This window comes from Streptomyces sp. NPDC054770, from assembly GCF_053611985.1.
Genome location: NZ_JBSHBL010000084.1, coordinates 1 through 22,487 on the forward strand (window position 1 = coordinate 1; position 22,487 = coordinate 22,487).

21 protein-coding genes are annotated in these 22,487 nt (G+C 71.3%); 4 read left to right on the forward strand and 17 right to left on the reverse strand.

Translation table 11 applies throughout. The annotated features are described in order from the left end of the window. Positions 1-147: 147 nt before the first annotated feature. The 4 genes from infB to rimP all read right to left on the reverse strand — a co-directional run bounded on the left by infB (position 148) and on the right by rimP (position 5,327). Positions 148-3,258, reverse strand: coding sequence for a translation initiation factor IF-2 (gene infB / locus ACWGKQ_RS43110; protein WP_453297518.1), 3,111 nt, complete (start codon positions 3,256-3,258; stop codon positions 148-150). 154 nt (positions 3,259-3,412) lie between these two features. Next, on the reverse strand, positions 3,413-3,682 hold the full coding sequence (locus tag ACWGKQ_RS43115) for a YlxR family protein (RefSeq protein ID WP_350792162.1): 270 nt from the start codon (positions 3,680-3,682) through the stop codon (positions 3,413-3,415). Positions 3,683-3,828: 146 nt separating this feature from the next. Beyond that, complete coding sequence (gene nusA, locus ACWGKQ_RS43120; RefSeq protein ID WP_453297519.1) at positions 3,829-4,815, reverse strand: transcription termination factor NusA; 987 nt, start codon at positions 4,813-4,815, stop codon at positions 3,829-3,831. A gap of 2 nt (positions 4,816-4,817) precedes the next feature. Next, positions 4,818-5,327 (reverse strand): ribosome maturation factor RimP, encoded by a 510-nt coding sequence (gene rimP, locus ACWGKQ_RS43125; RefSeq protein WP_453297520.1) that lies wholly within the window; start codon positions 5,325-5,327, stop codon positions 4,818-4,820. A 321-nt stretch (positions 5,328-5,648) separates the two neighbouring features. Here rimP and ACWGKQ_RS43130 point away from each other — a divergent pair, with 321 nt between their 5' ends. From ACWGKQ_RS43130 to ACWGKQ_RS43140, 3 genes are read left to right on the forward strand one after another with little or no spacing between them, the layout of a single operon-like run. After that, positions 5,649-6,137, forward strand: coding sequence for a hypothetical protein (locus tag ACWGKQ_RS43130; RefSeq protein ID WP_453297547.1), 489 nt, complete (start codon positions 5,649-5,651; stop codon positions 6,135-6,137). Continuing rightward, entirely contained in the window at positions 6,134-6,676 is a 543-nt protein-coding gene (locus tag ACWGKQ_RS43135) for a ferritin-like domain-containing protein (protein WP_453297521.1), read from the forward strand. Before ACWGKQ_RS43130 ends, ACWGKQ_RS43135 begins: the two co-directional genes overlap by 4 nt. Positions 6,677-6,699: 23 nt before the next feature. After that, positions 6,700-7,596 (forward strand): aminoglycoside phosphotransferase family protein, encoded by an 897-nt coding sequence (locus ACWGKQ_RS43140; RefSeq protein WP_453297522.1) that lies wholly within the window; start codon positions 6,700-6,702, stop codon positions 7,594-7,596. 86 nt (positions 7,597-7,682) lie between these two features. Here ACWGKQ_RS43140 and ACWGKQ_RS43145 read toward each other — a convergent pair whose 3' ends face one another. The 11 genes from ACWGKQ_RS43145 to dxr form a co-directional block, all read right to left on the reverse strand. Then, positions 7,683-7,883 carry a ferredoxin gene (locus tag ACWGKQ_RS43145; protein ID WP_453297523.1) on the reverse strand — a complete coding sequence of 67 codons (201 nt, stop codon included), beginning with the start codon at positions 7,881-7,883 and terminating at the stop codon, positions 7,683-7,685. A 1-nt stretch (position 7,884) separates the two neighbouring features. Then, complete coding sequence (locus ACWGKQ_RS43150) at positions 7,885-9,102, reverse strand: NADH-ubiquinone oxidoreductase-F iron-sulfur binding region domain-containing protein (protein ID WP_453297524.1); 1,218 nt, start codon at positions 9,100-9,102, stop codon at positions 7,885-7,887. Beyond that, positions 9,099-9,677, reverse strand: a complete 579-nt coding sequence (locus ACWGKQ_RS43155) for a ferric reductase-like transmembrane domain-containing protein (protein WP_453297525.1) — start codon at positions 9,675-9,677, stop codon at positions 9,099-9,101. Before ACWGKQ_RS43155 ends, ACWGKQ_RS43150 begins: the two co-directional genes overlap by 4 nt. Beyond that, positions 9,674-10,645, reverse strand: a complete 972-nt coding sequence (locus ACWGKQ_RS43160) for an FAD:protein FMN transferase (RefSeq protein WP_453297526.1) — start codon at positions 10,643-10,645, stop codon at positions 9,674-9,676. The genes ACWGKQ_RS43155 and ACWGKQ_RS43160 overlap by 4 nt, the downstream gene beginning before the upstream one ends. Beyond that, positions 10,642-11,019, reverse strand: coding sequence for a hypothetical protein (locus ACWGKQ_RS43165; protein ID WP_453297527.1), 378 nt, complete (start codon positions 11,017-11,019; stop codon positions 10,642-10,644). Before ACWGKQ_RS43165 ends, ACWGKQ_RS43160 begins: the two co-directional genes overlap by 4 nt. 168 nt (positions 11,020-11,187) lie before the next feature. Further along, the gene (locus tag ACWGKQ_RS43170; RefSeq protein ID WP_453297528.1) at positions 11,188-12,894 is read right to left on the reverse strand and encodes a proline--tRNA ligase; all 1,707 of its coding nucleotides are present in this window, start codon (positions 12,892-12,894) and stop codon (positions 11,188-11,190) included. Between the two features lie 87 nt (positions 12,895-12,981). Then, positions 12,982-13,512 (reverse strand): GNAT family N-acetyltransferase, encoded by a 531-nt coding sequence (locus ACWGKQ_RS43175; protein WP_453297529.1) that lies wholly within the window; start codon positions 13,510-13,512, stop codon positions 12,982-12,984. A gap of 106 nt (positions 13,513-13,618) precedes the next feature. Continuing rightward, a complete protein-coding gene (locus tag ACWGKQ_RS43180; protein WP_453297530.1) occupies positions 13,619-14,467 on the reverse strand; it encodes a GNAT family N-acetyltransferase in 849 nt (282 codons plus the stop codon). Between the two features lie 315 nt (positions 14,468-14,782). Beyond that, the gene (gene ispG / locus ACWGKQ_RS43185; protein WP_453297531.1) at positions 14,783-15,940 is read right to left on the reverse strand and encodes a flavodoxin-dependent (E)-4-hydroxy-3-methylbut-2-enyl-diphosphate synthase; all 1,158 of its coding nucleotides are present in this window, start codon (positions 15,938-15,940) and stop codon (positions 14,783-14,785) included. 170 nt (positions 15,941-16,110) lie between these two features. Next, a complete protein-coding gene (locus ACWGKQ_RS43190) occupies positions 16,111-17,415 on the reverse strand; it encodes a M50 family metallopeptidase (protein WP_453297532.1) in 1,305 nt (434 codons plus the stop codon). Continuing rightward, on the reverse strand, positions 17,412-18,683 hold the full coding sequence (gene dxr, locus ACWGKQ_RS43195) for a 1-deoxy-D-xylulose-5-phosphate reductoisomerase (protein WP_453297533.1): 1,272 nt from the start codon (positions 18,681-18,683) through the stop codon (positions 17,412-17,414). Before dxr ends, ACWGKQ_RS43190 begins: the two co-directional genes overlap by 4 nt. 201 nt (positions 18,684-18,884) lie before the next feature. Here dxr and ACWGKQ_RS43200 point away from each other — a divergent pair, with 201 nt between their 5' ends. Beyond that, complete coding sequence (locus tag ACWGKQ_RS43200; RefSeq protein WP_453297534.1) at positions 18,885-19,343, forward strand: lamin tail domain-containing protein; 459 nt, start codon at positions 18,885-18,887, stop codon at positions 19,341-19,343. A 60-nt stretch (positions 19,344-19,403) separates the two neighbouring features. On the opposite strand, the gene ACWGKQ_RS43205 is transcribed toward ACWGKQ_RS43200, so the two are convergent. Together ACWGKQ_RS43205 and ACWGKQ_RS43210 are read right to left on the reverse strand one after the other, a co-directional pair. Further along, positions 19,404-21,338: an acyl-CoA dehydrogenase family protein gene (locus ACWGKQ_RS43205; RefSeq protein ID WP_453297535.1), complete on the reverse strand. Its 1,935-nt coding sequence runs from the start codon at positions 21,336-21,338 to the stop codon at positions 19,404-19,406. 143 nt (positions 21,339-21,481) lie between these two features. Beyond that, positions 21,482-22,291 (reverse strand): GH12 family glycosyl hydrolase domain-containing protein, encoded by an 810-nt coding sequence (locus ACWGKQ_RS43210; protein ID WP_453297536.1) that lies wholly within the window; start codon positions 22,289-22,291, stop codon positions 21,482-21,484. Positions 22,292-22,487: the final 196 nt, after the last annotated feature.

A 22,487-nucleotide genomic window follows, 5' to 3' on the forward strand; every position in this document is an offset into this window, starting at 1 on the left:
GTCGAAGCCTTCTCGAACGACCGAGTCGGGTGGTGGGCGGGCGAAGGCCCGGGGGCCGGGGCGGAGCCGCGTGGTGGGCGCATCCCGGTGGGAAAAGTACCGGCCGACGGTACCGAAGTCCCGTCGGCCGGCTACCAACCGTAGGCCTTACACCCGCGGCTTCTCGCGCATCTCGTACGTCGCGATGACGTCGTCGATCTTGATGTCGTTGAAGTTTCCGAGGTTGATACCGCCCTCGAAGCCTTCGCGGATCTCGGTGACGTCGTCCTTGAAGCGGCGCAGGCCCTCGATGTTGAGGCTCTCCGCGATGACCTTGCCGTCGCGGATGAGGCGCGCCTTGGTGTTGCGCTTGACCTCGCCCGAGCGGATGAGGACACCGGCGATGTTGCCCAGCTTGGACGACTTGAAGACCTCGCGGATCTCCGCCGTACCGAGCTCGACCTCCTCGAACTCCGGCTTCAGCATGCCCTTCAGGGCCGCCTCGATCTCCTCGATCGCCTGGTAGATGACCGAGTAGTACCGGACGTCCACACCCTCGCGCTCGGCCATCTGCGCCGCGCGGCCGGCCGCGCGGACGTTGAAGCCGATCACGATGGCGTCGGAGCCCATCGCCAGGTCGATGTCGGACTCCGTGACCGCACCGACGCCGCGGTGCAGGACGCGGATGTCGACCTCTTCGCCGACGTCCAGCTGGAGCAGGGAGGACTCCAGGGCCTCGACGGAACCAGAAGCGTCACCCTTGATGATCAGGTTCAGCTGCTGGACCTCGCCGGCCTTGAGCACCTTGTCCAGGTCCTCCAGGGACACGCGGCGCGTGCGCTTCGCGAAGGCCGCGTTGCGCTCACGGGCGGCACGCTTCTCGGCGATCTGTCGGGCCGTACGGTCCTCTTCGACCACCAGGAAGTTGTCGCCGGCGCCCGGGACGTTGGTCAGACCCAGGACCTGGACCGGCGTGGAGGGGCCGGCCTCGGCGACGTTGTTGCCGTTGTCGTCGAGCATGGCGCGGACGCGACCGTAGGCGTCGCCCACGACCATCGTGTCGCCGACCCGCAGCGTGCCTCGCTGGACGAGGACCGTCGCCACGGCACCGCGGCCGCGGTCGAGGCGGGACTCGATCGAGATGCCCTGCGCGTCCTGGTGCGGGTTGGCCCGCAGGTCGAGCGAGGCGTCCGCGGTCAGGACGACCGCTTCGAGCAGGTCGTCGATGTACAGACCCTGCTTGGCGGAGATGTCGACGAACATGGTGTCGCCGCCGTACTCCTCGGCCACCAGGCCGTACTCGGTCAGCTGACCGCGCACCTTGGTCGGGTCGGCACCCTCGACGTCGATCTTGTTGACCGCGACGACGATCGGGACGTCGGCCGCCTTGGCGTGGTTGAGCGCCTCGACCGTCTGCGGCATGACGCCGTCGTTGGCCGCGACGACCAGGATCGCGATGTCGGTCGACTTCGCACCACGGGCACGCATGGCGGTGAACGCCTCGTGACCCGGGGTGTCGATGAAGGTGATCTTGCGCTCTTCGTCGTTGACCTCGGTCGCGACCTGGTAGGCACCGATGTGCTGGGTGATGCCGCCGGCCTCGCCCGCGATGACGTTCGTCTTGCGGATGGCGTCGAGCAGTCGGGTCTTACCGTGGTCGACGTGACCCATGACGGTGACGACCGGCGGACGGACCACCAGGTCCTCCTCGTCGCCCTCGTCCTCGCCGAACTCGATGTCGAAGGACTCGAGCAGCTCGCGGTCCTCCTCCTCCGGGCTGACGATCTGAACCTGGTAGTTCATCTCGCCGGCGAGGAGCTGGAGGGTCTCGTCGGAGACGGACTGCGTGGCAGTGACCATCTCGCCGAGGTTCATCATGACCGCGACGAGGGACGCCGGGTTGGCGTTGATCTTCTCCGCGAAGTCGGTGAGCGACGCGCCGCGGGAGAGACGGATGGTCTCGCCGTTGCCGCGCGGCAGCATCACGCCGCCGACGCTCGGGGCCTGCATGGCCTCGTACTCCTGGCGACGCTGCCGCTTCGACTTGCGACCGCGACGCGCCGGACCGCCGGGACGGCCGAAGGCGCCCTGCGTGCCACCACGGCCGCCGGGACCGCCCGGACGACCGCCGAAGCCGGGACGACCGCCGCCGCCACCGCCGGGGCCGCCGCCGAAGCCGCCGCCACCGCCGCCGGGGCCACCGCCACCGGGACGACCGGCGAAGCCGCCGCCGCCACCGGGACGGGCACCGCCGCCACCGCCGCCGGGACGACCGGCGAAGCCGCCGCCGCCACCACCGGGACGACCGGCACCGCCGGGACGACCCGCACCGCCGGGACCGCGACCGCCGCCACCGGGGCCGGGACGCGGGCCGGCAGCAGGACGCTGCGGCATCATGCCGGGGTTCGGACGCGGACCCGCGGAACCGCCGCCGGGACGCGGACCGCCCTGCGGACGGGGCATGCCGGACGGGCTCGGACGGGAACCGCCGGGAGCCTGCGGACGCGGACCGCCGCCCTGGGCGCCGGGCGCCTGCGGACGCGGACCGGCGCCGGGGGCACCGGGGCCACCCGGGCGCGGACCGCCCTGCGGGCGCGGGGCCTGCGGGCGGGCCATGCCGGTGGAGCCACCGGACGTGAAGGGGTTGTTGCCCGGACGCGGACCGGCCGGACGGGCACCGCCCGGACGGGGGGCGCGCTCACCGGGACGCTGACCGCCGCCCTGACCCGGACGGGCCTGACCCTGACCGGGGGCGGGACGACCGCCGGGACGCGGAGCGCCCTGACCGGGACGGGGACCGCCACCCTGCGGACGCTGACCCTGCGGCGCGGCGGCCGGGCTCGGCGCCGCGGCGGCCGGAGGCGCCGGCGGAGCCGTGAACTCGGGCGCGGCCGGGGCCGGGCGCGGGGCGGGCTTGGGACCCGGGACGGGACCCGGACGCGGGCCGGAGGCGGCCGGCGCGGGGGTGACCGGCGCCGGAGCCGGCGCCGAGGGCGCGGCCGGGGCCGGGGGCTGCGGGGAGGCCGGGCGCGGGGCCGGCTTCGGGGCAGCGGGACGAGCCGCCTGCGCCGGAGAGGGCGCGGCGGGCCTGGGGGCCGCCTTGCGGGGGGCGGACTTGCCGCCGCCCTGGAAGGCGTCGGTCAGCTTGCGTACAACGGGCGCCTCGATCGTCGAGGACGCCGAACGGACGAATTCACCGAGTTCTTGGAGCTTGGCCATGACGACCTTGCTCTCAACCCCGAACTCCTTGGCGAGTTCGTATACCCGGACCTTAGCCACTTCGCTCCTTTTAGGTCCGGGTGTGTCCGGACCGTCGCTACTTCATGGGCGTACTCATCGCGTGCTCATCGAGTGCTCATCGCAATCTCGACCTACTTCCAACTCGCGGGGTACCAGAGCCGCACGGATGTTCCGTACGACGCTTCTTACGGTGTTACTGCTCGACGTACCGGCGCAACGCCTTTACGTCGAGCGGACCCGGGACGCGGAGCGCCCTCGGAAGTGCCCGGCGGCGTACCGCCTGGTCCAGACAGACCTGGGCGGGGTGTACATATGCACCCCGGCCGGGCAGCGTACCGCGAGGATCGGGGACGCATTCGTCCTCGACCGCCACGATCCGCAGCAGTTCGGTCTTGGCCGCTCGCTGCCTGCACCCCACACAGGTGCGCTCAGGGCATGCGCGGGCTCGCGTCCGGCCAGACACTGCTAAGTCTACCTCCCCGCACCGACCTCACCCCTTCGGGGCAAAGATCGAACGGCTGTTGTCGTAATCCAAGCGACCTGCGGCTTGGAACTATTCCCCCCGTCCGAGTGAACCCCGGACGGGGTCGGCAGCGTCCGCCGGGTGCTCTACTCGGACACCTGTTCGGTATCCGGGCGGATGTCGATGCGCCAGCCGGTGAGCCGGGCGGCGAGCCGGGCGTTCTGTCCCTCTTTGCCGATCGCCAGCGACAGCTGGTAGTCCGGCACGGTCACCCGGGCGGACCGGGACGCCAGGTCCACGACCTCGACCTTGGAGACACGGGCCGGGGACAGCGCGTTCGCCACCATCTCGGCCGGGTCGTCCGACCAGTCGACGATGTCGATCTTCTCGCCGTTCAGCTCGCCCATCACGTTGCGGACCCGGCCGCCCATGGGGCCGATGCAGGCGCCCTTGGCGTTCAGGCCCGAACGGGTGGAACGGACCGCGATCTTCGTACGGTGACCGGCCTCGCGGGCGATGGCGGCGATCTCCACGGACCCGTCGGCGATCTCCGGCACCTCGAGCGCGAAGAGCTTCTTCACGAGGTTCGGATGCGTGCGGGAGAGCGTGACGGAGGGACCGCGGACACCCTTGGCCACCCGTACGACGTACGACCGCAGCCGCATCCCGTGCGGATAGGTCTCGCCGGGAACCTGCTCCTGCACCGGCAGGATGGCCTCCAGCTTGCCGATGTCGACGAGCACGTTCTTCGGGTCACGGCCCTGCTGGACCACTCCGGTGACGATGTCGCCCTCACGGCCGGCGTACTCGCCGAGCGTGGCGTCGTCCTCGGCGTCGCGCAGCCGTTGCAGGATCACCTGCTTGGCGGTGGTGGCGGCGATCCGCCCGAAGTCCGACGGGGTGTCGTCGAACTCGCGCGCCTCCTGCCCCTCCTCCAGGTCCTCGGGGTCCTCCTTCGCCCACACGGTCACGTGCCCGGTGTTCCGGTCGAGCACCACGCGCGCGTGGCGGCGGCTTCCCTCGGTGCGGTGGTAGGCGATGAGGAGGGCCGACTCGATCGCCTCGACCAGCAGGTCGAAGGAGATCTCCTTCTCCCGAACCAAGCCCCGCAGGGCGCTCATGTCGATGTCCACGGCTACGCCTCCTCTTCTTCCGTCATGTCCTTCTTGTCCTTGCGGTTGAACTCGACCTGCACGCGCGCCTTGTCGATCCCGGCGAAGCCGAGTCTGCGGCCGGTCGCCTTGCGCCCCTTGACACCGGGCACTTCCAGATCGAGGCCCTCGTCGTCGACGTCCAGGATCCTGGCGACCAGTTCCCCGCCCTCGGCCAGCTGGAACCGCACCAGGCGGTCCACGGCGCGCAGGTAGTGCCGGTGCTCGGTGAGCTGGCGCTCCGCACCGGGGGTGCCGACCTCCAGGGTGTACTCCCCCTCGCCCATCGCGTCCGCCTCGTCGAGCTTCGCCGAGAGCTCACGGCTCACATCGGCGATCTGGTCCAGGTCCGCCCCGGTGTCGGAGTCGACGACGACGCGCAGCACGCGCTTGCGTCCGACGGCGTCCACCGCGATCTCTTCCAGATCCAGTCCCTGGGAGGTGACGAGCGGTTCCAGGAGCTCTCGCAGCCTCTCGCTCTGGGTGGTGCTCATCCGGGTGACTCCTCGGCCGCGTGTGCTGTTGTGGGATGGGTCGCGCGTCTGGTCAAAGGGTATCGGGTCGCGGGGGGTGTTGCGTGCGGGTGCCTCCGGCGGGGGGGCCGTTCGCCTATGGGGGTGGGGGCTGTGGTGTGCGGGCGGGTGCGGGTGGTTTGTGGCTGGTCGCGCAGTTCCTCGCGCCCCTTGGGTTGGCTGTCGAGCCGGTGACATGAGTTCGAGGGGCACGCGGGTAACGTGATCACGGCGGAGTGCATGTCCGCCCGTGTGTTCGTACGAGCCCTCTTGAGGACGTCTGTCGTGTCGTTCCCCTCGCTGATGCGAAGAAGGAGCCTGATCGTTTCGGTGGCCTCGGCTGCCGTGCTGGTGGGCTGCTCCACTGATTCGGACTCCGCCGGAAGTGGTGGGAGTACGTCGGTGTCCGCGCGGGCACGCGCGCGTGCGGCACGGGACAGCCGGGAGCTGCTGCGGCAGTACGACGCCGTCCTCGCCGTCCATCCGGGGCTCGCGGAGCGGTTGCGGCCGCTGCGGGCGGAGGTGGCGGCGCATGCGGCGGCCTTCGAGGAGGGCACCGCCTCGCCCACGGCGAGCGGTTCGCCGTCGGCCACGGTGTCCCCGGCGGCCTCGCCGACCGTGCCCGCCGACGAGAAGTCCGCGCTCGCCTCACTGGCCGCGGCCGAGCGGAGCCTGGCCGACCGACGGGCCAAGGCGCTGCTGGACGTGCCGGGCGAACTGGCACGGCTGCTGGCCGGGGTGGCCGCGGCCGGAGCCGGCCACGCCTACCTGCTGACGAAGGGCGACCGGTGAGCGACGAGGCGAAGGCAGGCCTGCTCAAGGCGCTCCAGGCCGCGCTGGCGGCCGAGCACGCGGCGGTGTACGGCTACGGTGTCGTCGGCGGCCGGATCGACGGACAGCGGCTGGCCGAGGCACGCTCGGCGTACGACGCGCACCGGGCCGGCCGGGACGCGCTGGTCCGCGAGGTACGGGACCTGGGCGGTGCGCCCGTCGCCGCGAGCGCGGCGTACGCGCTGCCGTTCGCCGTCACGGACCCGGCGACGGCCGTACGGCTCGCCGCCGTGCTGGAGCAGCGGATCGCCGACGTGTACTCCGACCTGGTCCGGGCATCCTCCGGCGAGCGGCGCGGCTCGGCGGCCGGGGCGCTGCGGGAGGCCGCGGTGCGGGCGGTGCGCTGGAGCGGGGAGAGCGTAGCCTTCCCTGGGCTCGCCGAGCGGGCGAGTGCCGGGACGGGTGCCGGGGCCGCGGCCGGTGGGTCGGTCTCGCCCTCGGCTTCGCCTTCGGTATCGGTTTCGGTTTCGGTTTCGACTTCGGTTTCGGCGACTCCCTAGAGCTGGAAAGGAACGACTCGCGTATGGCTTTCGAACCGCCGCGGCGCCTGGTGAGGGCGCTCGGTGAGACGGCGCCGGACGGTGACGAGTGGCTGGACAGGCTGCCGGAAGCGGTGGAACAGGCCGTCGCGCTACGCGAGTTGACCGTGGAGCGGGTGCAGGTGCCGGGCGGGCGCAGCAGTGTGGTGCTGCTGGTGCGGCGGGCGGACGACACCCCTGCCGTGCTGAAGCTGGCGCCGCGGAGGGCTCGGCCAAAGAGCGAGGCGGTTGCGCTGGCGCACTGGGGTGGGCTCGGAGCGGTGCAGGTGCTGGAGGCCGACGGGGCCGCGGGGGTGCTGCTCCTTGAGCGGCTGCACCCGGAGGTGTCGGTGCGGTCGCTGCCCGAGGCGAAGGCGCTGCTGGAGGCGGCGGGGACGCTTCGGCGGCTCTGGGTGCGGCCGCCGCAGGAGCACGCCTTCGAGACCGTGGCCGAGCGGACGGGCCGGCAGGCCGCGGCGATGGCCTGGGCGGCCGGCGACGCCGAGTTGGCGCCGTTGGTGGCGGCGGCGGTCGCGGCCCGGGAGGAGTTGCTGGCCGCGCCGCCAGAGCGGCTGCTGCTGCACGGGACGTTCCGGCAGAGCAAGGTGCTGGCCGGGGAGCGGATGCCGTGGCTGGCGGTGGGGCCGGATCCGGTGGTCGGGGAGTGTGCGTTCGATCTGGCGCGGTTGGTGCGGGACCGGGTGGAGGATCTGATCGCGTCGCCGTCGGGGGCGAACATCACTCGGCGGCGGATCAAGCGGCTTGCGGAGTCCTTGGAGGTCGACCAGGAGCGGTTGCGGGGGTGGACGTTGTTCCGGGCGGTGGAGTCGGGTGTGCGGGCGCTTCGCGTGGGGCGGCCTAAGGATGCGGAGCTGTTGCTTGAATTCGCCGGGTGGGTTTGACGTTTTCGAGTGCGGATGCGTGGGGGCTGGTCGCGCCCCCGCGGCGGAGCCGCGTATCGACACAGCCCCGCGCCCCTAACGGGCGCTCACTCCTGCCTCAGTTTCAAAGCGAGGACCGGGCAGTCGGCGGCCGCTCTGCGGGCTCGTTTGCGGGTGCGGGGTGGGACGGGACGGCCGTCGAGCAGTGGGTAGCCCCATTCGTCGAGGGTGATGTGCTCCGGGAGGAGTTCCGCGCACAGGCCGTGGGCCTGGCAGGACGTCCAGTCGATGGTGATGTGCTGGTCCATGTCAGGTCCTTTCCGCCGGTACGGGGAGCAGCGGGGTGTGGTCGGTCGCTGTGCAGTGGCCGTGGGCGTGGGCGTCGAGTTCGGTCGCGAACGTGGTGAGCGCGCTGCGGACCAGGCGGACCGTGCCATCGGGGTGGTGGCAGGCGCCACGGCCCTCCACCAGGCCCGCCCAGCGGGAGATGTCGGTGCGGGCGGTGCCCTGGGGGCCGGGCGTGGCCAGGGTCTGGAAGGCGGCGGCGATCCGGGGCAGGCCGTTCCGGCAGGGGCCGCACTGGCCGGCGGATTCCAGGGCGAGGTGGCGCAGGACGCGGGCGGTCTCGGTCGGGCCGCAGCGGTCGGCGGGGAGGGCGGCGAGGACGCCCGCGCCCAGGTAGGCCGAGGAGAGCGGGACCTGGGCGGCCTCCGCGGCCGGGATCCAGGTGCCGTGGTAGCCGCCGACCAGGACCGCGGACGCGCCCTCCAGCGGGAGGAGCCGTCCGACGGGCATGCCGAACGGGGCTTCCACGACCCGGACTTCGCGGCCGGACACGTGCAGGGTGCAGAGGGTGCTGCCGGGTTCGGCGGGGGTGCCCGCCGAGCGGAACCAGTCGGCGCCGTACCGGGCGATCAGGGCCAGATGGGCCAGGGTTTCGACGTTCTGTACCAGGGTCGGGGCACGGCGCACCCCGCGTTCGCGGACCGGCGGGACCGGGTGGGTGGGGCGGGCGGGACCGCCGGAGAGGTACTGGACGAGGGCCGAGGCCTGGCCTGAGAGGAAGCGGGCGGGCAGCCGTACGACCTGCACGCGCACCGGGTCGCGGCGCTGGACGAGGGCCGACTCCAGGTAGGAGGCGCCGTCCTCGACGGCGAGGTACGCCTCCGCCGCGCCGATCGCCTCGGCCGCCAACTGGAGCCCGTCCAGGACCAGATGGGGCGAGAGCCGGAGCAGGGTCCGGTCCTTGTGGCTGGCCGGCTCGCTCTCCGCGCCGTTCGCGACGACGATCGGCGCGCGCTCGGTACGGCGGGCCGCGTCGGCGACCGCGGCGAACTTCCGGTACGCGGGGAAGCCCGCCCCGCCGCGTCCGGTCAGGCCGGATTCGGCCAGGGTGCGCAGGACGGCCGCCGGATCGCCGTACCCGAGCGGGCCGTAGCGCTGTTCGTGCGTGGTGAGGTCGGCCGGGGTGCCGCCGGGGGCCAGCAGGCGCGGGGACATGTAGACGTCGGTGAAGAGCGTGGTCATCGAAGGGCCCCTTCGGTGTGCAGCAGTGCGGCGGGGGTCTGGCGGGAGGCTCGGACGGCTTGCGCGGTGCGCAGGGCGAAGGCCGTGATCACCGTCGCCACGCAGGCCACGGTCAGCCAGGTCATCCAGTCGGTGCCGGCGTCCGTGCCGATACCGATGCCGTGGACCAGGGCGACGGGCCAGGAGGCGTACGCCAGCCAGTGCACGGTCCGCCAGGTGCGGTGGCCGAGGCGGTCCCTCAGGAGGCTGGTGACCAGGACCGCGAGCATCAGGTCGAAGGCGACCGTGCCGAGGCCGAGCCAGAGCGGCTGGTAGGCGGAGGCGAAGGGGACGAGGGCGTCCAGCGGACTGATGTCCACATAGCCGTCGACGACCGCGGTGGTGATGTGCAGGGCCAGGAAGGCGGTCGCGGAGAGGGAGAGCGTGCGGTGCAGGCTCATGGTGCCGAAGCGCGGAAGGCCGGGGAGGCGGGTGCGCAGGCGGACGGCGATGCCGAGGAGGACGACGACCGTGAAGAGGACCAGGCAGACGGCGCCGGTGGCACGGTTGGCGTACCAGAGGGTCTCGGAGGTCATGCGGCGGCCTCCAGCGCCGTGCGGGGTGCGGGCCAGCCGGGCGTGGTGACGACGGTGCCGTTGTGTGCGACCAGGCGGGCGGGCAGGCCCCGGCGGGTCAGCCAGCGTTCCGCGCCCGCGCCCTTGACCAGGGCGGCCGTGCTGGCGGCGTTGGCGTCGGCGCAGGTGGCCGCGGCCACCGAGACCGTGCGCCACGGGGAGCGGACCGGCAGTCCGGTGCGCGGGTCGACGATGTGGTGGAGGTCGTAGCCGCCGCGCCGCCAGCGGCGGGCGCCGGTGCCGGAGGTGGCGAGGCCGCCCGAACGCAGGCCGACGGTGTCGTACGACCCCTGCGCGGGCGTCTCGTCCACCGGTCCGGTGATGTCCTGGACGCGGATCTGCCAGCCGCCCGCCGGGGGCCCGCCGGCGACGGCGGTGTCGCCGCCGAGGCTCACCAGCACTCCGCAGCCGGCCGCGTCGGCCAGCATCTTCGCGGCCCGGTCGGCGGCCCAGGCCTTGGCGGTGGCGCCCAGGTCCAGGCGGACGCCCTCGGGGACGGTGACCCTGCCGGTCGCCGGGTCCAGGGCGACCTTGCGCCAGCCCGGGGCGCGGCGCACCCGCAGGGAGACCGGGCGGTCGTCCTCGCGGACCAGGGTGAAGTCGCGGTCGTAGCCGATCGCGTCCATCGCCGAGCCGACCGTGGGGTCCACCGCGCCGTCCGTCGCCTCGGCCGCGCGCAGGGCGACGGCGAGGGCCTCGGCGAGCAGCGGGCTGACCCGGACCGGGCGGCCGTGGCTGGTGTCGAGGGCGGCCAGTTCGGAGTCGGTGCGGAACCTGCTGCACGCCGCGTCGACCTCGGCGAGCTGCCGGACGAGGAGCAGGTTGCAGGAGTCCAGCAGGGCCGGATCGGTGACGACCAGGCGGACGGTGGTGCCGAGCGCACGCCACTCGGCGGCGGCCGTCGGCCGCGGGGCGGACCTGGTGGTCATGACGCCCCCGAGGTGGAGTCGGTGGAGCCGCTGCCGGAGGTGAGGCCGTCGGAGGAGGACTGGAGGTCCGAGGACGACGAGGACGAGTCGGTCGACGACGAGGACGACGAGGACGACGACGAGTCGGTCGAGGTGGAGGGTGAGGAACTCTCCGTGCCGGAACGTGAGTCGGAGCTGGAGCTCGACGTCGTGCCGGTGCCGCTGCTCGCCGTCGTCTCGGCGTCCGACTGCATCGTGCCGACCAGGGCGAACACCCCGGCCGCCGCGGCGAGCGTGACCGCCGCCGCCAACGCCGCCGTGCGCCGGGCTCCCCGGCGAACCGCCGCGGCCGCGCCCCGCTCCCCCTGCTCGCTGCCTTGCACTCTCTCGGTCATGACCGATCCCCTCCCACGTGACTCTCTGTCACGCATTACGTTCGGGTATCGGCCTGAGAGAAGTCTGTGAGGCTCCCATACGGAGCGGAAGAACTGTCTGAGACGTTCCTGAAAAACCGCGGCGGCCCCCGGTGTGTCACCAGGGGCCGCCGCGGCGGGAGTTGAGGCTCAGTTGGCGGTCAGGCGGGCGATCGCCTCGTCCACCGTCAGCTCCTCGCGCTCGCCCGTCCTGCGGTCCTTGAGCTCCAGGACACCCTCGCCGGAGCGGCGGCCCGCGATCAGGATCTGCGGTACGCCGATCAGCTCGGCGTCCGTGAACTTCACGCCCGGGGAGACCCCGGCCCGGTCGTCGACCAGGACGCGCAGCCCGGCCGCCCGCAGCTTCTCGGAGACGTCCAGGGCCAGTTCGGTCTGCAGGGCCTTGCCCGCGGCGACCACGTGCACGTCGGCCGGGGCGACCTCGCGGGACCAGACCAGCCCCTTCTCGTCGGCGGTCTGCTCGGCGAGGGCGGCGACGGCGCGGGAGACACCGATGCCGTAGGAGCCCATCGTCACGCGGACCGGCTTGCCGTTCTGGCCGAGGACGTCGAGCTTGAGCGCATTGGTGTACTTCTGGCCCAGCTGGAAGATGTGGCCGATCTCGATGGCACGGTCCAGCTTGAGGCCGGTGCCGCACTTCGGGCAGGGATCGCCCTCCAGCACGACGACGACATCGACGTACTCGTCGACGGTGAAGTCACGGTCCGCCACGACGTTCTTGGCGTGCGTGCCCGCCTTGTTGGCACCCGTGATCCAGGCGGTACCCGCCGCCACCCGCGGGTCGGCGATGTACTTCACCTTCTCGCCGAGGCCCTGCGGGCCGACATAGCCGCGGACCAGGTCGGGACGGCCGGCGAAGTCGGACTCGGTGACCATTTCGACGGCGGCCGGGGCGAAGTGCTCCTCGACCTTGCCCATGTCGACCTCACGGTCGCCCGGTACGCCCACGGCCACGATCTCGCCGTCGACCTTCACCAGGAGGTTCTTCAGGGTGGCGGAGGCCGGGACGCCGAGGTGGGCGGCGAGGGTCTCGATGGTCGGGGTGTCCGGGGTCGGGATCTCCTCGAGGGCGGGCACGCCGGAGGCGTCCACCGACTTCAGCTCGTACGTGATCGCCTCGGTGTTGGCCGCGAAGTCGCAGTTCGGGCAGTCGGCGAAGGTGTCCTCGCCCGCCTCGGCCGGGGCCAGGAACTCCTCCGACTTCGAGCCGCCCATGGCACCGGCGGTGGCGGCGACGATGCGGTAGTCGAGGCCGAGGCGCTCGAAGATCCGCTGGTACGCCGCGCGGTGCAGGGCGTACGACCTGGCGAGGCCGTCGTCGTCCAGGTCGAAGGAGTAGGAGTCCTTCATCAGGAACTCGCGGCCGCGCAGGATGCCGGCCCGCGGGCGGGCCTCGTCCCGGTACTTGTTCTGGATCTGGTAGAGGATGACCGGCAGGTCCTTGTAGGAGGACGCCTGGTCCTTCACCAGCAGGGTGAAGATCTCCTCGTGGGTGGGGCCGAGGAGGTAGTCGCCGCCCTTGCGGTCCTGGAGGCGGAACAGCTCCTGGCCGTACTCGTCCCAGCGGCCGGTGGCCTCGTACGGCTCCCGGGGCAGGAGGGCCGGGAGCAGCACCTCCTGGGCGCCGATCGCGTCCATCTCCTCGCGGACGACCCGCTCGATGTTGGACAGCACCTTCAGGCCCAGCGGCAGCCAGGACCAGATGCCGGCCGCCGTACGGCGGACGTAGCCGGCGCGGACGAGGAGCTTGTGGCTGAGGACCTCGGCGTCCGCCGGGTCGTCACGCAGCGTCTTCGCCATCAACTGGGACATGCGTTGGACCGGTGCGTTCGCCATGGTTCTCGTACTCCTGCCGGAAAAGGTTGATGGCTAGGAGGTTAGCCGGGCTCGCTGTGCCGGTGGAAATCGGTTAGCGGCCACGCGTCACTTACGGCGGAGCGGCAGGGGCGCGCCCATCACGGCGTACGGCTTCGGGGCGCTGGGGAAATGCACCCGGCGGGCCAGGTCGACGTAGCCGAGGGAGTGGTAGAGGCCGCGGGCCGGGCTGTCGGTGTCGATCGCGGAGAGGATCGAGCGGGGCTCGGCGGCGCCGTCGGTGATGAGGGTGATCAGGCGGCGGCCGATGCCGCGGTTCTGGTGGTGGGGGTGCACGTGCAGTTCGGTGATCACGAAGGAGTCGTCGAGCCAGTCGGCGTTGCCCTGGGAGCGGAGGTAGGGCTCCACGACCGTGGACCACCAGTGCGTGCGGGAGTTGGGCATGCCGTAGACGAATCCGACGAGCCGGCCTTCGGCCGTGGCGCCGAAGGCCCTTGCCCCGGGGTACTGCATGTGGCGGAGGACGATCTGGCGGCGGACGGCTACCTCGTCGGGGCCCAGGCCGAAGGCGATCGCTTGGACTGCCAGGGCCTCGTCCACGTGGGTGGGGAGGTCCAGGAGGCCGATCACGAGGGTCATGTGGGGAGGGTACAGGGGGCGGAGCGCAGTCGTCCGGGTGCGGCTCCATCGGGGCTGGTCGCGCAGTTCCCCGCGCCCCTTTGGGGCGCGTTTCCCCTGGCGTCGGCTAGAAAAGGACGCTCATGAACGCGCCGACCTCCTGGAAGCCCACCCTCAGATACGTCTTTCTCGCCGCGGTGTTGAAGTCGTTGACGTAGAGGCTCACCACCGGGGCCACGTCGGCCAGTGCGTAGCGCAGGACCGCTGCCATGCCGGGGGCCGCCAGGCCCATGCCCCGGTATTCGGGGGCCACCCACACGCCCTGGATCTGGCAGGCCTCGGCCGTCGCCGCGCCGATCTCCGCCTTGAAGGCGACCTTGCCGTTGTCGTCGAGCCGGGCGAACGAGCGGCCGGAGCCGACGAGTTCGGCGACCCTCGCCTGGTAGAGGAGGCCGCCGTCGCCGGCCATCGGGGAGACGCCCACCTCCTCCGTGAACATCGCGACGCACGCCGGCATGATCGTCTCCATCTCGTCCTTGCGGATGCGGCGGACGTACGGATCCGGGGCGATGTCGGCGGGCATGCGGTCGGTGACCATGAGGGGCTGCTGGGCGCGAACCTCGCGGGCCGGGCCCCAGTGCGGTTCCAGGAGGCGCCACAGCTGGGCGGTGGCCTCGGCGGGGCCGACGATCGAGGAGCAGCGGCGGCCGGCCCGGCGGGCGCGGTCGGCGAAGGCGCGGACGGCACGCGGGGTGGCGCAGATCGGGACGAGGTTGGCGCCGGCGTAGCAGAGGGACGTGAGCATGCCGTCCTCGTACCAGCCCCACATCTCGCCGCCGAGGCGCCAGGGGTCGAGGCCGGCCACCTGGACGCGGGAGGTCACGAAGGCGTTCGTGACCGGCTCGCGGTCGAGTACGGCGAGCGCGGCGTCCAGGTCACTCGGTTCGAGCACCCGTGAGGTGGTCTGCGTCAACACGTGCGGGGCCTCACACTGAGGGGTTCTGCTGATCTCCGCACTGTACCTGCGGAAGCTTGGCCGTGCCGCCCCGTGCACTGTGAAGTGGCCGCCGGCTGGCCTTCCGTCCCTGGGGGCTGCCGCCCCGGACCCCCGCTCCGGCCTCCGGCCTCGTCCTCAAACGCCGGACGGGCTGAGTATTTCAGCCCCTCCGGCGTTTGAGGAGCGGGGTCCAGGGGCGGAGCCCCTGGCGGGGTCGAAGGGGCGGAGCTCCTTCAGGACGGGACGGGCAGGGGCGGCGGGGGCGAGGAAAACCGCCGTCGCCCGAAGACGGCCTCAGCCCGCCACCGACACCGACGGCTCCCCCGACTCCGTGCCCTCCGCCTCCATCTGTTCGGCCAGCTTCATGGCCTCCTCGATGAGGGTCTCGACGATCTTGGACTCGGGGACCGTCTTGATGACCTCGCCCTTGACGAAGATCTGGCCCTTGCCGTTGCCGGATGCGACGCCGAGGTCGGCCTCGCGGGCCTCGCCGGGGCCGTTGACGACGCAGCCCATGACGGCGACGCGGAGCGGGACCTCCATGCCGGTGAGCCCGGCGGTGACCTCTTCGGCGAGCTTGTAGACGTCGACCTGGGCGCGCCCGCAGGACGGGCAGGAGACGATCTCCAGGCCGCGCTGCTTGAGGTTCAGGGACTCCAGGATCTGGTTGCCGACCTTGACCTCCTCGACCGGAGGCGCGGAGAGCGAGACGCGGATGGTGTCACCGATGCCCTGCGACAGCAACGCCCCGAAGGCGACCGCCGACTTGATGGTGCCCTGGAAGGCCGGGCCGGCCTCCGTCACGCCGAGGTGGAGGGGGTAGTCGCACTGGGCGGCCAGCTGCCGGTACGCCTCGATCATCACGACCGGGTCGTTGTGCTTGACCGAGATCTTGATCTCCCGGAAGTCGTGCTCCTCGAAGAGGGACGCCTCCCACAGGGCGGACTCGACCAGGGCCTCGGGGGTCGCCTTGCCGTACTTCTGGAGCAGCCGGCGGTCCAGGGAGCCGGCGTTGACGCCGATGCGGATCGGGGTGCCGTGGTCCTTGGCGGCCGCCGCGATCTCCTTGACCTTGTCGTCGAACTGCTTGATGTTGCCGGGGTTGACGCGGACCGCGGCGCAGCCGGCCTCGATCGCGGCGAAGACGTACTTCGGCTGGAAGTGGATGTCCGCGATGACCGGGATCTGCGACTTCCTCGCGATGGTGGCCAGCGCGTCGGCGTCGTCCTGGGTGGGGCAGGCCACCCGCACGATCTGGCAGCCGGACGCGGTGAGCTCGGCGATCTGCTGGAGGGTCGCGCCGATGTCGGACGTACGGGTCGTGGTCATCGACTGGACCGAGACCGGGGCGTCCCCGCCGACCGCCACGGAGCCGACCTGGATCTGCCGGCTCTTCCGGCGCTCGGCGAGCTTGGTCGGAACGGACGGCATGCCGAGAGAAATCGCAGTCATCTGCTGTGCAACCCCAAGTCGTGGATCTAGGTCCAGGTCCCGTCGTGAGCGGGTTCCAGGCTTCGAGATTACGGCACCGGCACCGGACCGAGCACATCCCCCACCTGTAAACCCACTCAATGGAAGCGGCCCGGAACACAGTGTTCCGGGCCGCTTCGAACGTCGTATGGCTAGGAGATTTTCACCGGGTTAACCACGTCGGCGATCAGGACGAGGACCGTGAAGCAGACGAAGATCCCCGCCACCACATAGGCCACCGGCATCAGCTTCGCCACGTCGAACGGGCCGGGGTCCGGGCGGCGCAGCACCTTGGCCAGGTTCCGGCGCAGCGACTCCCACAGGGCGCCCGCGATGTGCCCGCCGTCCAGCGGGAGCAGCGGGAGCATGTTGAAGAGGAACAGGGAGAGGTTGAAGCCGGCCACCAGCATCAGGGCCATGGCCAGCTGCTCGGTGGGCGGGATGTCCAGGGTGAAGATCTCGCCGCCGACGCGTGCCGCGCCGACCACGCCCATCGGGGAGTCCGGCTGGCGGGGGGCGCCGTCGAAGGCCGCGTCCCACAGGGCCGGGATCTTGCCGGGCAGGCTGACGATCGAGTCGACGGCCTCGCCGACGCGGTCGCCCATCCAGGTCACCGATTCACCGAAGTCCTGGCGGACGATGCCGGTGGCGGCGCTGAAGCCGAGGAAGCCGGCGGAGACGTACTGTCCCTCGACGATCTGGCCGCTGGAGTCCTTCTTGGCGACCTGGTTGGTGGCGATCTTCGCGTGCAGGGTGACGTCCTGGCCCTTGCGGTCGACGACGATCGCGACCTCCTTGCCGGGGGCGGACCGGATCAGGTCGGAGAGCTGGTTCCAGCTGGTCGTCTGCACCCCCTCGAAGGAGAGGATCTTGTCGCCCGCCTTGAGGCCCGCGGCGGCGGCCGGGGAGTCCGCGTCGGTCTTCTTGCAGGTGTCGCGGTTCTCGCTCTGCGCGATCACGCACTGGGAGACCGAGCTGACCGTGGTGGTCTGCTGGCTGATGCCGAAGCCCATCAGGACGGTGAGGAACAGCGCCACCGCCAGGATCAGGTTCATGAAGGGGCCCGCGAACATCACGATCACGCGCTTCCAGGGGGCGCGGGTGTAGAAGAGGCGGCTCTCGTCGCCGGGCTGGAGCTCCTCGAAGGCGGCCGAGCGGGCGTCCTCGATCATGCTGCGCCAGGGCGAGGTGGAGCGGGCGGTGACCCGGCCGTCGGCGCCCGGCGGGAACATGCCGATCATGCGGATGTAGCCGCCCAGCGGGACGGCCTTGATGCCGTACTCCGTGTCGCCCTTGTGCCGCGACCAGATGGTCGGGCCGAAGCCGACCATGTACTGCGGGACGCGGATGCCGAAGAGCTTGGCGGTGGAGAGATGCCCCAGCTCGTGCCAGGCGATCGACACCAGCAGGCCGATCACGAAGACGACTATGCCGAGGATCATCATCAGGGCTGTCATGCACGCGCCTCCGCGGTCGCCTTCTGCGCTGTCAGTTCCCGGGCCCGGACCCGTGCCCAGGTCTCCGCTTCGAGTACGTCCGGCACGGTGAGCGAAGTTCCCGTACGAGGGGTGCCGTGTTCCTCGACCACCCGGGTCACGGTCTCCATGATGCCGTTGAACGGCAGCAGACCGGCCCGGAAGGCCTCGACGCACTCCTCGTTGGCCGCATTGAACACCGCCGGCGCGGTGCCCGCGAGCTCACCGACGTGCCGGGCCAGGTTCACGGACGGGAAGGCCTCGTTGTCCAGCGGGAAGAACTCCCAGGTGGAGGCCTTGCTCCAGTCGAAGGCGGGCGCCGCGTCCGGGACCCGTTCGGGCCAGCCGAGACCGATGGCGATCGGCCCCCGCATGTCGGGAGGCGTCGCCTGCGCGATCGTGGATCCGTCGGTGAACTCGACCATCGAGTGGACATACGACTGCGGGTGCACGACCACCTCAATGCGGTCGAAGGGAATGTCGTAGAGGAGGTGCGCCTCGATGACTTCCAGCCCCTTGTTGACCAGGGTCGCGGAGTTGATCGTGATGACCGGCCCCATCGCCCAGGTGGGGTGGGCGAGCGCGTCCTCGACGGTGACGTGCGCCAGGTCGGCCTTGGTACGGCCGCGGAAGGGCCCGCCGGACGCGGTGACGACCAGTTTGCGGACGTCGGCCCGGGTCCCCGCCGCCAGCGACTGGAAGAGCGCCGCGTGCTCGGAGTCGACCGGGATGATCTGGCCGGGCTTGGCCAGCGCCTTGACCAGCGGGCCGCCGACGATCAGCGACTCCTTGTTGGCGAGCGCGAGGGTGCGGCCCGCCTCCAGGGCGGCCAGAGTGGGCGCGAGGCCGATGGAGCCGGTGATGCCGTTGAGGACGGTGTGGCAGTCGGAAGCGGCGACCTGGGTGGCCGCGTCGGGTCCGGCGAGGATCTCGGGGAGCGGCTCACCGGCGCCGTAGTGCGCCGTGAGCGCCTCGCGCAGGGCCGGTACGACGTCCTCGCGGGCGACCGCGACGGTCCGCACCCGCAGCCGGTGCGCCTGCTCGGCGAGGAGGGCGACCCGGCCGCCGTGGGCGGACAGGGCGGTGACCCGGAAGCGGTCGGGGTTGCGCAGGACGAGGTCGATGGCCTGGGTGCCGATCGATCCGGTGGAGCCGAGGATCACCACGTCCTTCGGGCCGTCGCCCGCGAGCGGGTCGTACACGAGGTGCGGGTCGGCGAGGGGTGCCGGACTGGCGGGACTGTCGGTCATCCCCCCATTGTGGCCGCATCCGGCGGCCGGGAGGACAGCGCGTCCCTCCCGCGGGTGCCCCCACGGGTGGCTTATCAGTTCTTGGCGCCCTATGAAGCGGAATTCCCTTTGTGAGGTTCAGGTGAAGATCGTGTGATAACACTTCTGTCGGGCCGGCGGGGATGACCGGCCCGACCGGAAGACATCTGGGGGGATCTCTCCATGCGCACTGCGCACATACGCGCCGCCCTGCCCGCGCTCGCGGGCGCCGCGCTGCTCACCGGCACCGTGTTCAGCACCCCGGCCCAGGCGGCCGGCGGCGTGACCATCTACCACGTGTGGTTCGACAGCCCGGGCGGCGACAACCGCTCCAACGCCAGCCTCAACGCCGAGTGGGTGCAGATCAAGAACACCGGCGGCTCGGCGGTCTCGCTCAAGGGCTGGGTCCTGAAGGACGTCTCCAACCACCGGTACGTCTTCGAGAACATCAAGATCGGCGCCCACAAGACGATGAAGGTGCACACCGGCCGGGGCACGGACACCGCGTCGGACAAGTACCAGAACCGTCGCGCCTACGTGTGGAACAACACCAGCGACACGGCGACGCTGACCAAGGCGAGCGGCGCCAAGGTCGACTCCTGCTCCTGGACGACGCGGGACCCGAGCGACAAGTACTGCTGAATCGCTACTTCAGCAGTATCGCGTGAGGGCCCTCGGGCGAGGGCCCTCACGCGCAGGGCCTCACTTGAACGGGCGGCGCACGTTGTCCCGCTGGGACGGTCCGGGCGCCGCGTCGGCGATCCACGGCCCCTCGCCCGACGGGTCGACGATCCCCCGTTCCAGCCATTCGAAGGAGCCGCCGAGCACGCCCTTGACGACCTTGCGGTCCAGGTCGTCGGTGTTCGACCAGAGGCGGTTGAACAGCTCGTCGACACGGATGCGGGCCTGCCGGCAGAACGCGTCGGCGAGCAGGTACGCCTCGCGGCCGTGATCGCCCTGGCGGCGCAGCAGTTCGGCGCGCACGCAGGCCGCGCTCATCGCGAACAGCTCGGCGCCGATGTCCACGACCCGGCCCAGGAAGCCCTGCTTGGTCTCCATCCGGCCCTGCCAGCGGGACATGGCGTAGAAGGTGGACCGGGCCAGCTTGCGGGCGTGCCGCTCCACGTAGCGCAGGTGCGGGGCGAGGTCCACGCCGTGCTTGAAGTCGCCGTACGACGTGGGCAGCTGGCCCGGTCCCGCGACCAGCTTCGGCAGCCACTTGGCGTAGAAGACGCCCGCGTTGGCGCCCGCCTTCGCCTTGTCCTGGAGGGACTTGTCGGGGTCGATGAGGTCGCCGGCGACCGAGAGGTGGGCATCGACGGCCTCGCGGGCGATCAGCAGGTGCATGATCTCCGTGGAACCCTCGAAGATGCGGTTGATGCGCAGGTCGCGCAGGAGCTGCTCGGCGGGGACGGCGCGTTCGCCGCGGGCCGCCAGCGACTCGGCCGTCTCGAAGCCGCGGCCGCCGCGGATCTGGACCAGCTCGTCCGCCATCAGGCAGGCCATCTCGGAACCGTAGAGCTTGGCGAGGGCGGCCTCGATGCGGATGTCGTTGCGGTTCTCGTCGGCCATCTGGGAGGAAAGGTCGACGACCGCCTCCAGGGCGAAGGTGGTCGCCGCGATGAAGCTGATCTTGGAGCCGACCGCCTCGTGCAGCGCGACCGGCTTGCCCCACTGCTCGCGGACCGCCGACCACTCGCGGGCGATCTTCAGGCACCACTTGCCGGCGCCTACGCACATCGCGGGCAGCGAGAGCCGGCCGGTGTTGAGCGTGGTGAGGGCGATCTTCAGGCCCGCGCCCTCGGCGCCGATGCGGTTGGCGGCCGGGACCCGGACCTGGTGGAAGCGGGTGACGCCGTTCTCGATGCCGCGCAGGCCCATGAAGGCGTTGCGGTTCTCGACGGTGATGCCCGGCGAGTCCGCCTCGACGACGAAGGCCGTGATACCGCCCTTGCTGTCCTCGGTCTTCGGGACGCGGGCCATGACGACCAGGAGGTCGGCGACCACGCCGTTGGTGGTCCAGAGCTTCACCCCGTCGAGGACGTAGTCGTCCCCGTCCGGTACGGCGGTGGTGGCCAGGCGTGCCGGGTCCGAGCCGACGTCCGGCTCGGTGAGCAGGAACGCCGAGATGTCGGTGCGGGCGCAGCGCGGCAGGAAGGCGTCCTTCTGCTCCTGGGTGCCGAAGATCTTCAGCGGCTGCGGGACGCCGATCGACTGGTGGGCGGAGAGCAGCGCGCCGACCGCCGGGTTCGCGGAGCCGACCAGGGAGAGGGCCCGGTTGTAGTAGACCTGGGTGAGGCCGAGGCCGCCGTACTTGGTGTCGATCTTCATGCCGAGGGCGCCGAGCTCCTTGAGGCCGGCGATCACCTCGTCCGGGATGCGCGCCTCGCGCTCGATGAGCGCCGAGTCGATCTTCGTCTCGCAGAACTCGCGGAGCCGGGCCAGGAACTCCTCGCCGCGCCGTACGTCGTCGTCCGCCGGGAGCGGATGCGGGTGGATGAGGTCGAGCCGGAAGCGCCCGAGGAACAGCTCCTTGGCGAAACTGGGTTTGCGCCAGTCCTGTTCCCGGGCGGCCTCCGCCACCTGGCGGGCCTCCCGCTCGGTGACGGTGGGTTTCTTGGCGGTGGGGGCGGACATTGAGGCTCACCTCGCCACAAAAGGGGTTTTTAGGACCGTTCGTTACCGACCAGTGCTACTGGATCGTTGGTACCCGAAACGGGCCGCCCCCACCAGTCCTCGCGGTCCGATCGGCTGACGGGCCGGCCGGCGCGATGCGATTCTCAGCCGATGTCGACCGAGTACGACGTGGTGTCCAGCCGCCCCGAGCCCTTGAAGACCTCGGTGCCGGCTTCGATGCCTGAGAGGTACTTGTCGTTGCCGAGCAGTCCGCGGCGGACCAGGGCCTGGGTGAAGTCATCGATGTTCAGCGTGGCGCCTGTGGTGTTGGCACGGCGGACGAAGGAGTAGACGTTCCAGCCGATGTCGCCCCGGTAGATGTCCCACATCGCGCCGCCGAGGCTGACGCTGCCGTACTTGGTGCCCAGCGGGCCGGCGCCGCCCTGGCGGTTGAGCCAGATCATGATCTCGTCGGTGGGCTGGTCCTGCCAGTCCGCGGTGTTCTTGGCGTGCAGCCAGAGGTCGTAGGCCACGTCCAGGGTCCCTGGGTCGGAGCTGAGCGAGAAGTTCCACTTGGCGGTGATCTTCTTGCGGTCGCCGACCCGGACCGGCAGGCCGGTGGACGCCTTGTCGACCTTCCAGCCCCAGTGCCAGCCGAGCACCGTACTGGCGTACGACTTGACGTCCGCGTCGGTGCCCTTGCTGTTGTTCGCCCAGCTGTACGACGTCCCCCAGGAGATCGTCGAGCCCGATGCGGAGTTGTCCCAGACGCACTGGGTGCCCGTTCCCTTGTCCTGCCCCCAGAGGTTGTTGTTCAGGTAATACTTGCCGAGCGTGACGGTGTCGAAGGCGGTGCACTTCTTGCTCGGCTCGCCGGCCTGCGCCACGGTGACACCCGCGGCGGCGGTGAGCGCGACCGAGGCGGCCAGCAGCGTCTTCGCCGTCTTGGACAGGCGCGGTCTGCGGTGTTGCATCGAGGGGTCCTTCCGGGGGACGGTTCGGGGTACGACCCGTCGGACGGCCGTACGACCTCCTGGTGGCCGCCGCCCTCCGGAAAGGTTGCCGAGGGCGCCTCATCAACGCGAAGGGCGTCTCGTCAATTCGGTGTCGAAGCGCTTCGACAACCTATGGACACCCACCCCCACTGAAGCTACTGTCGAACCACCCTCA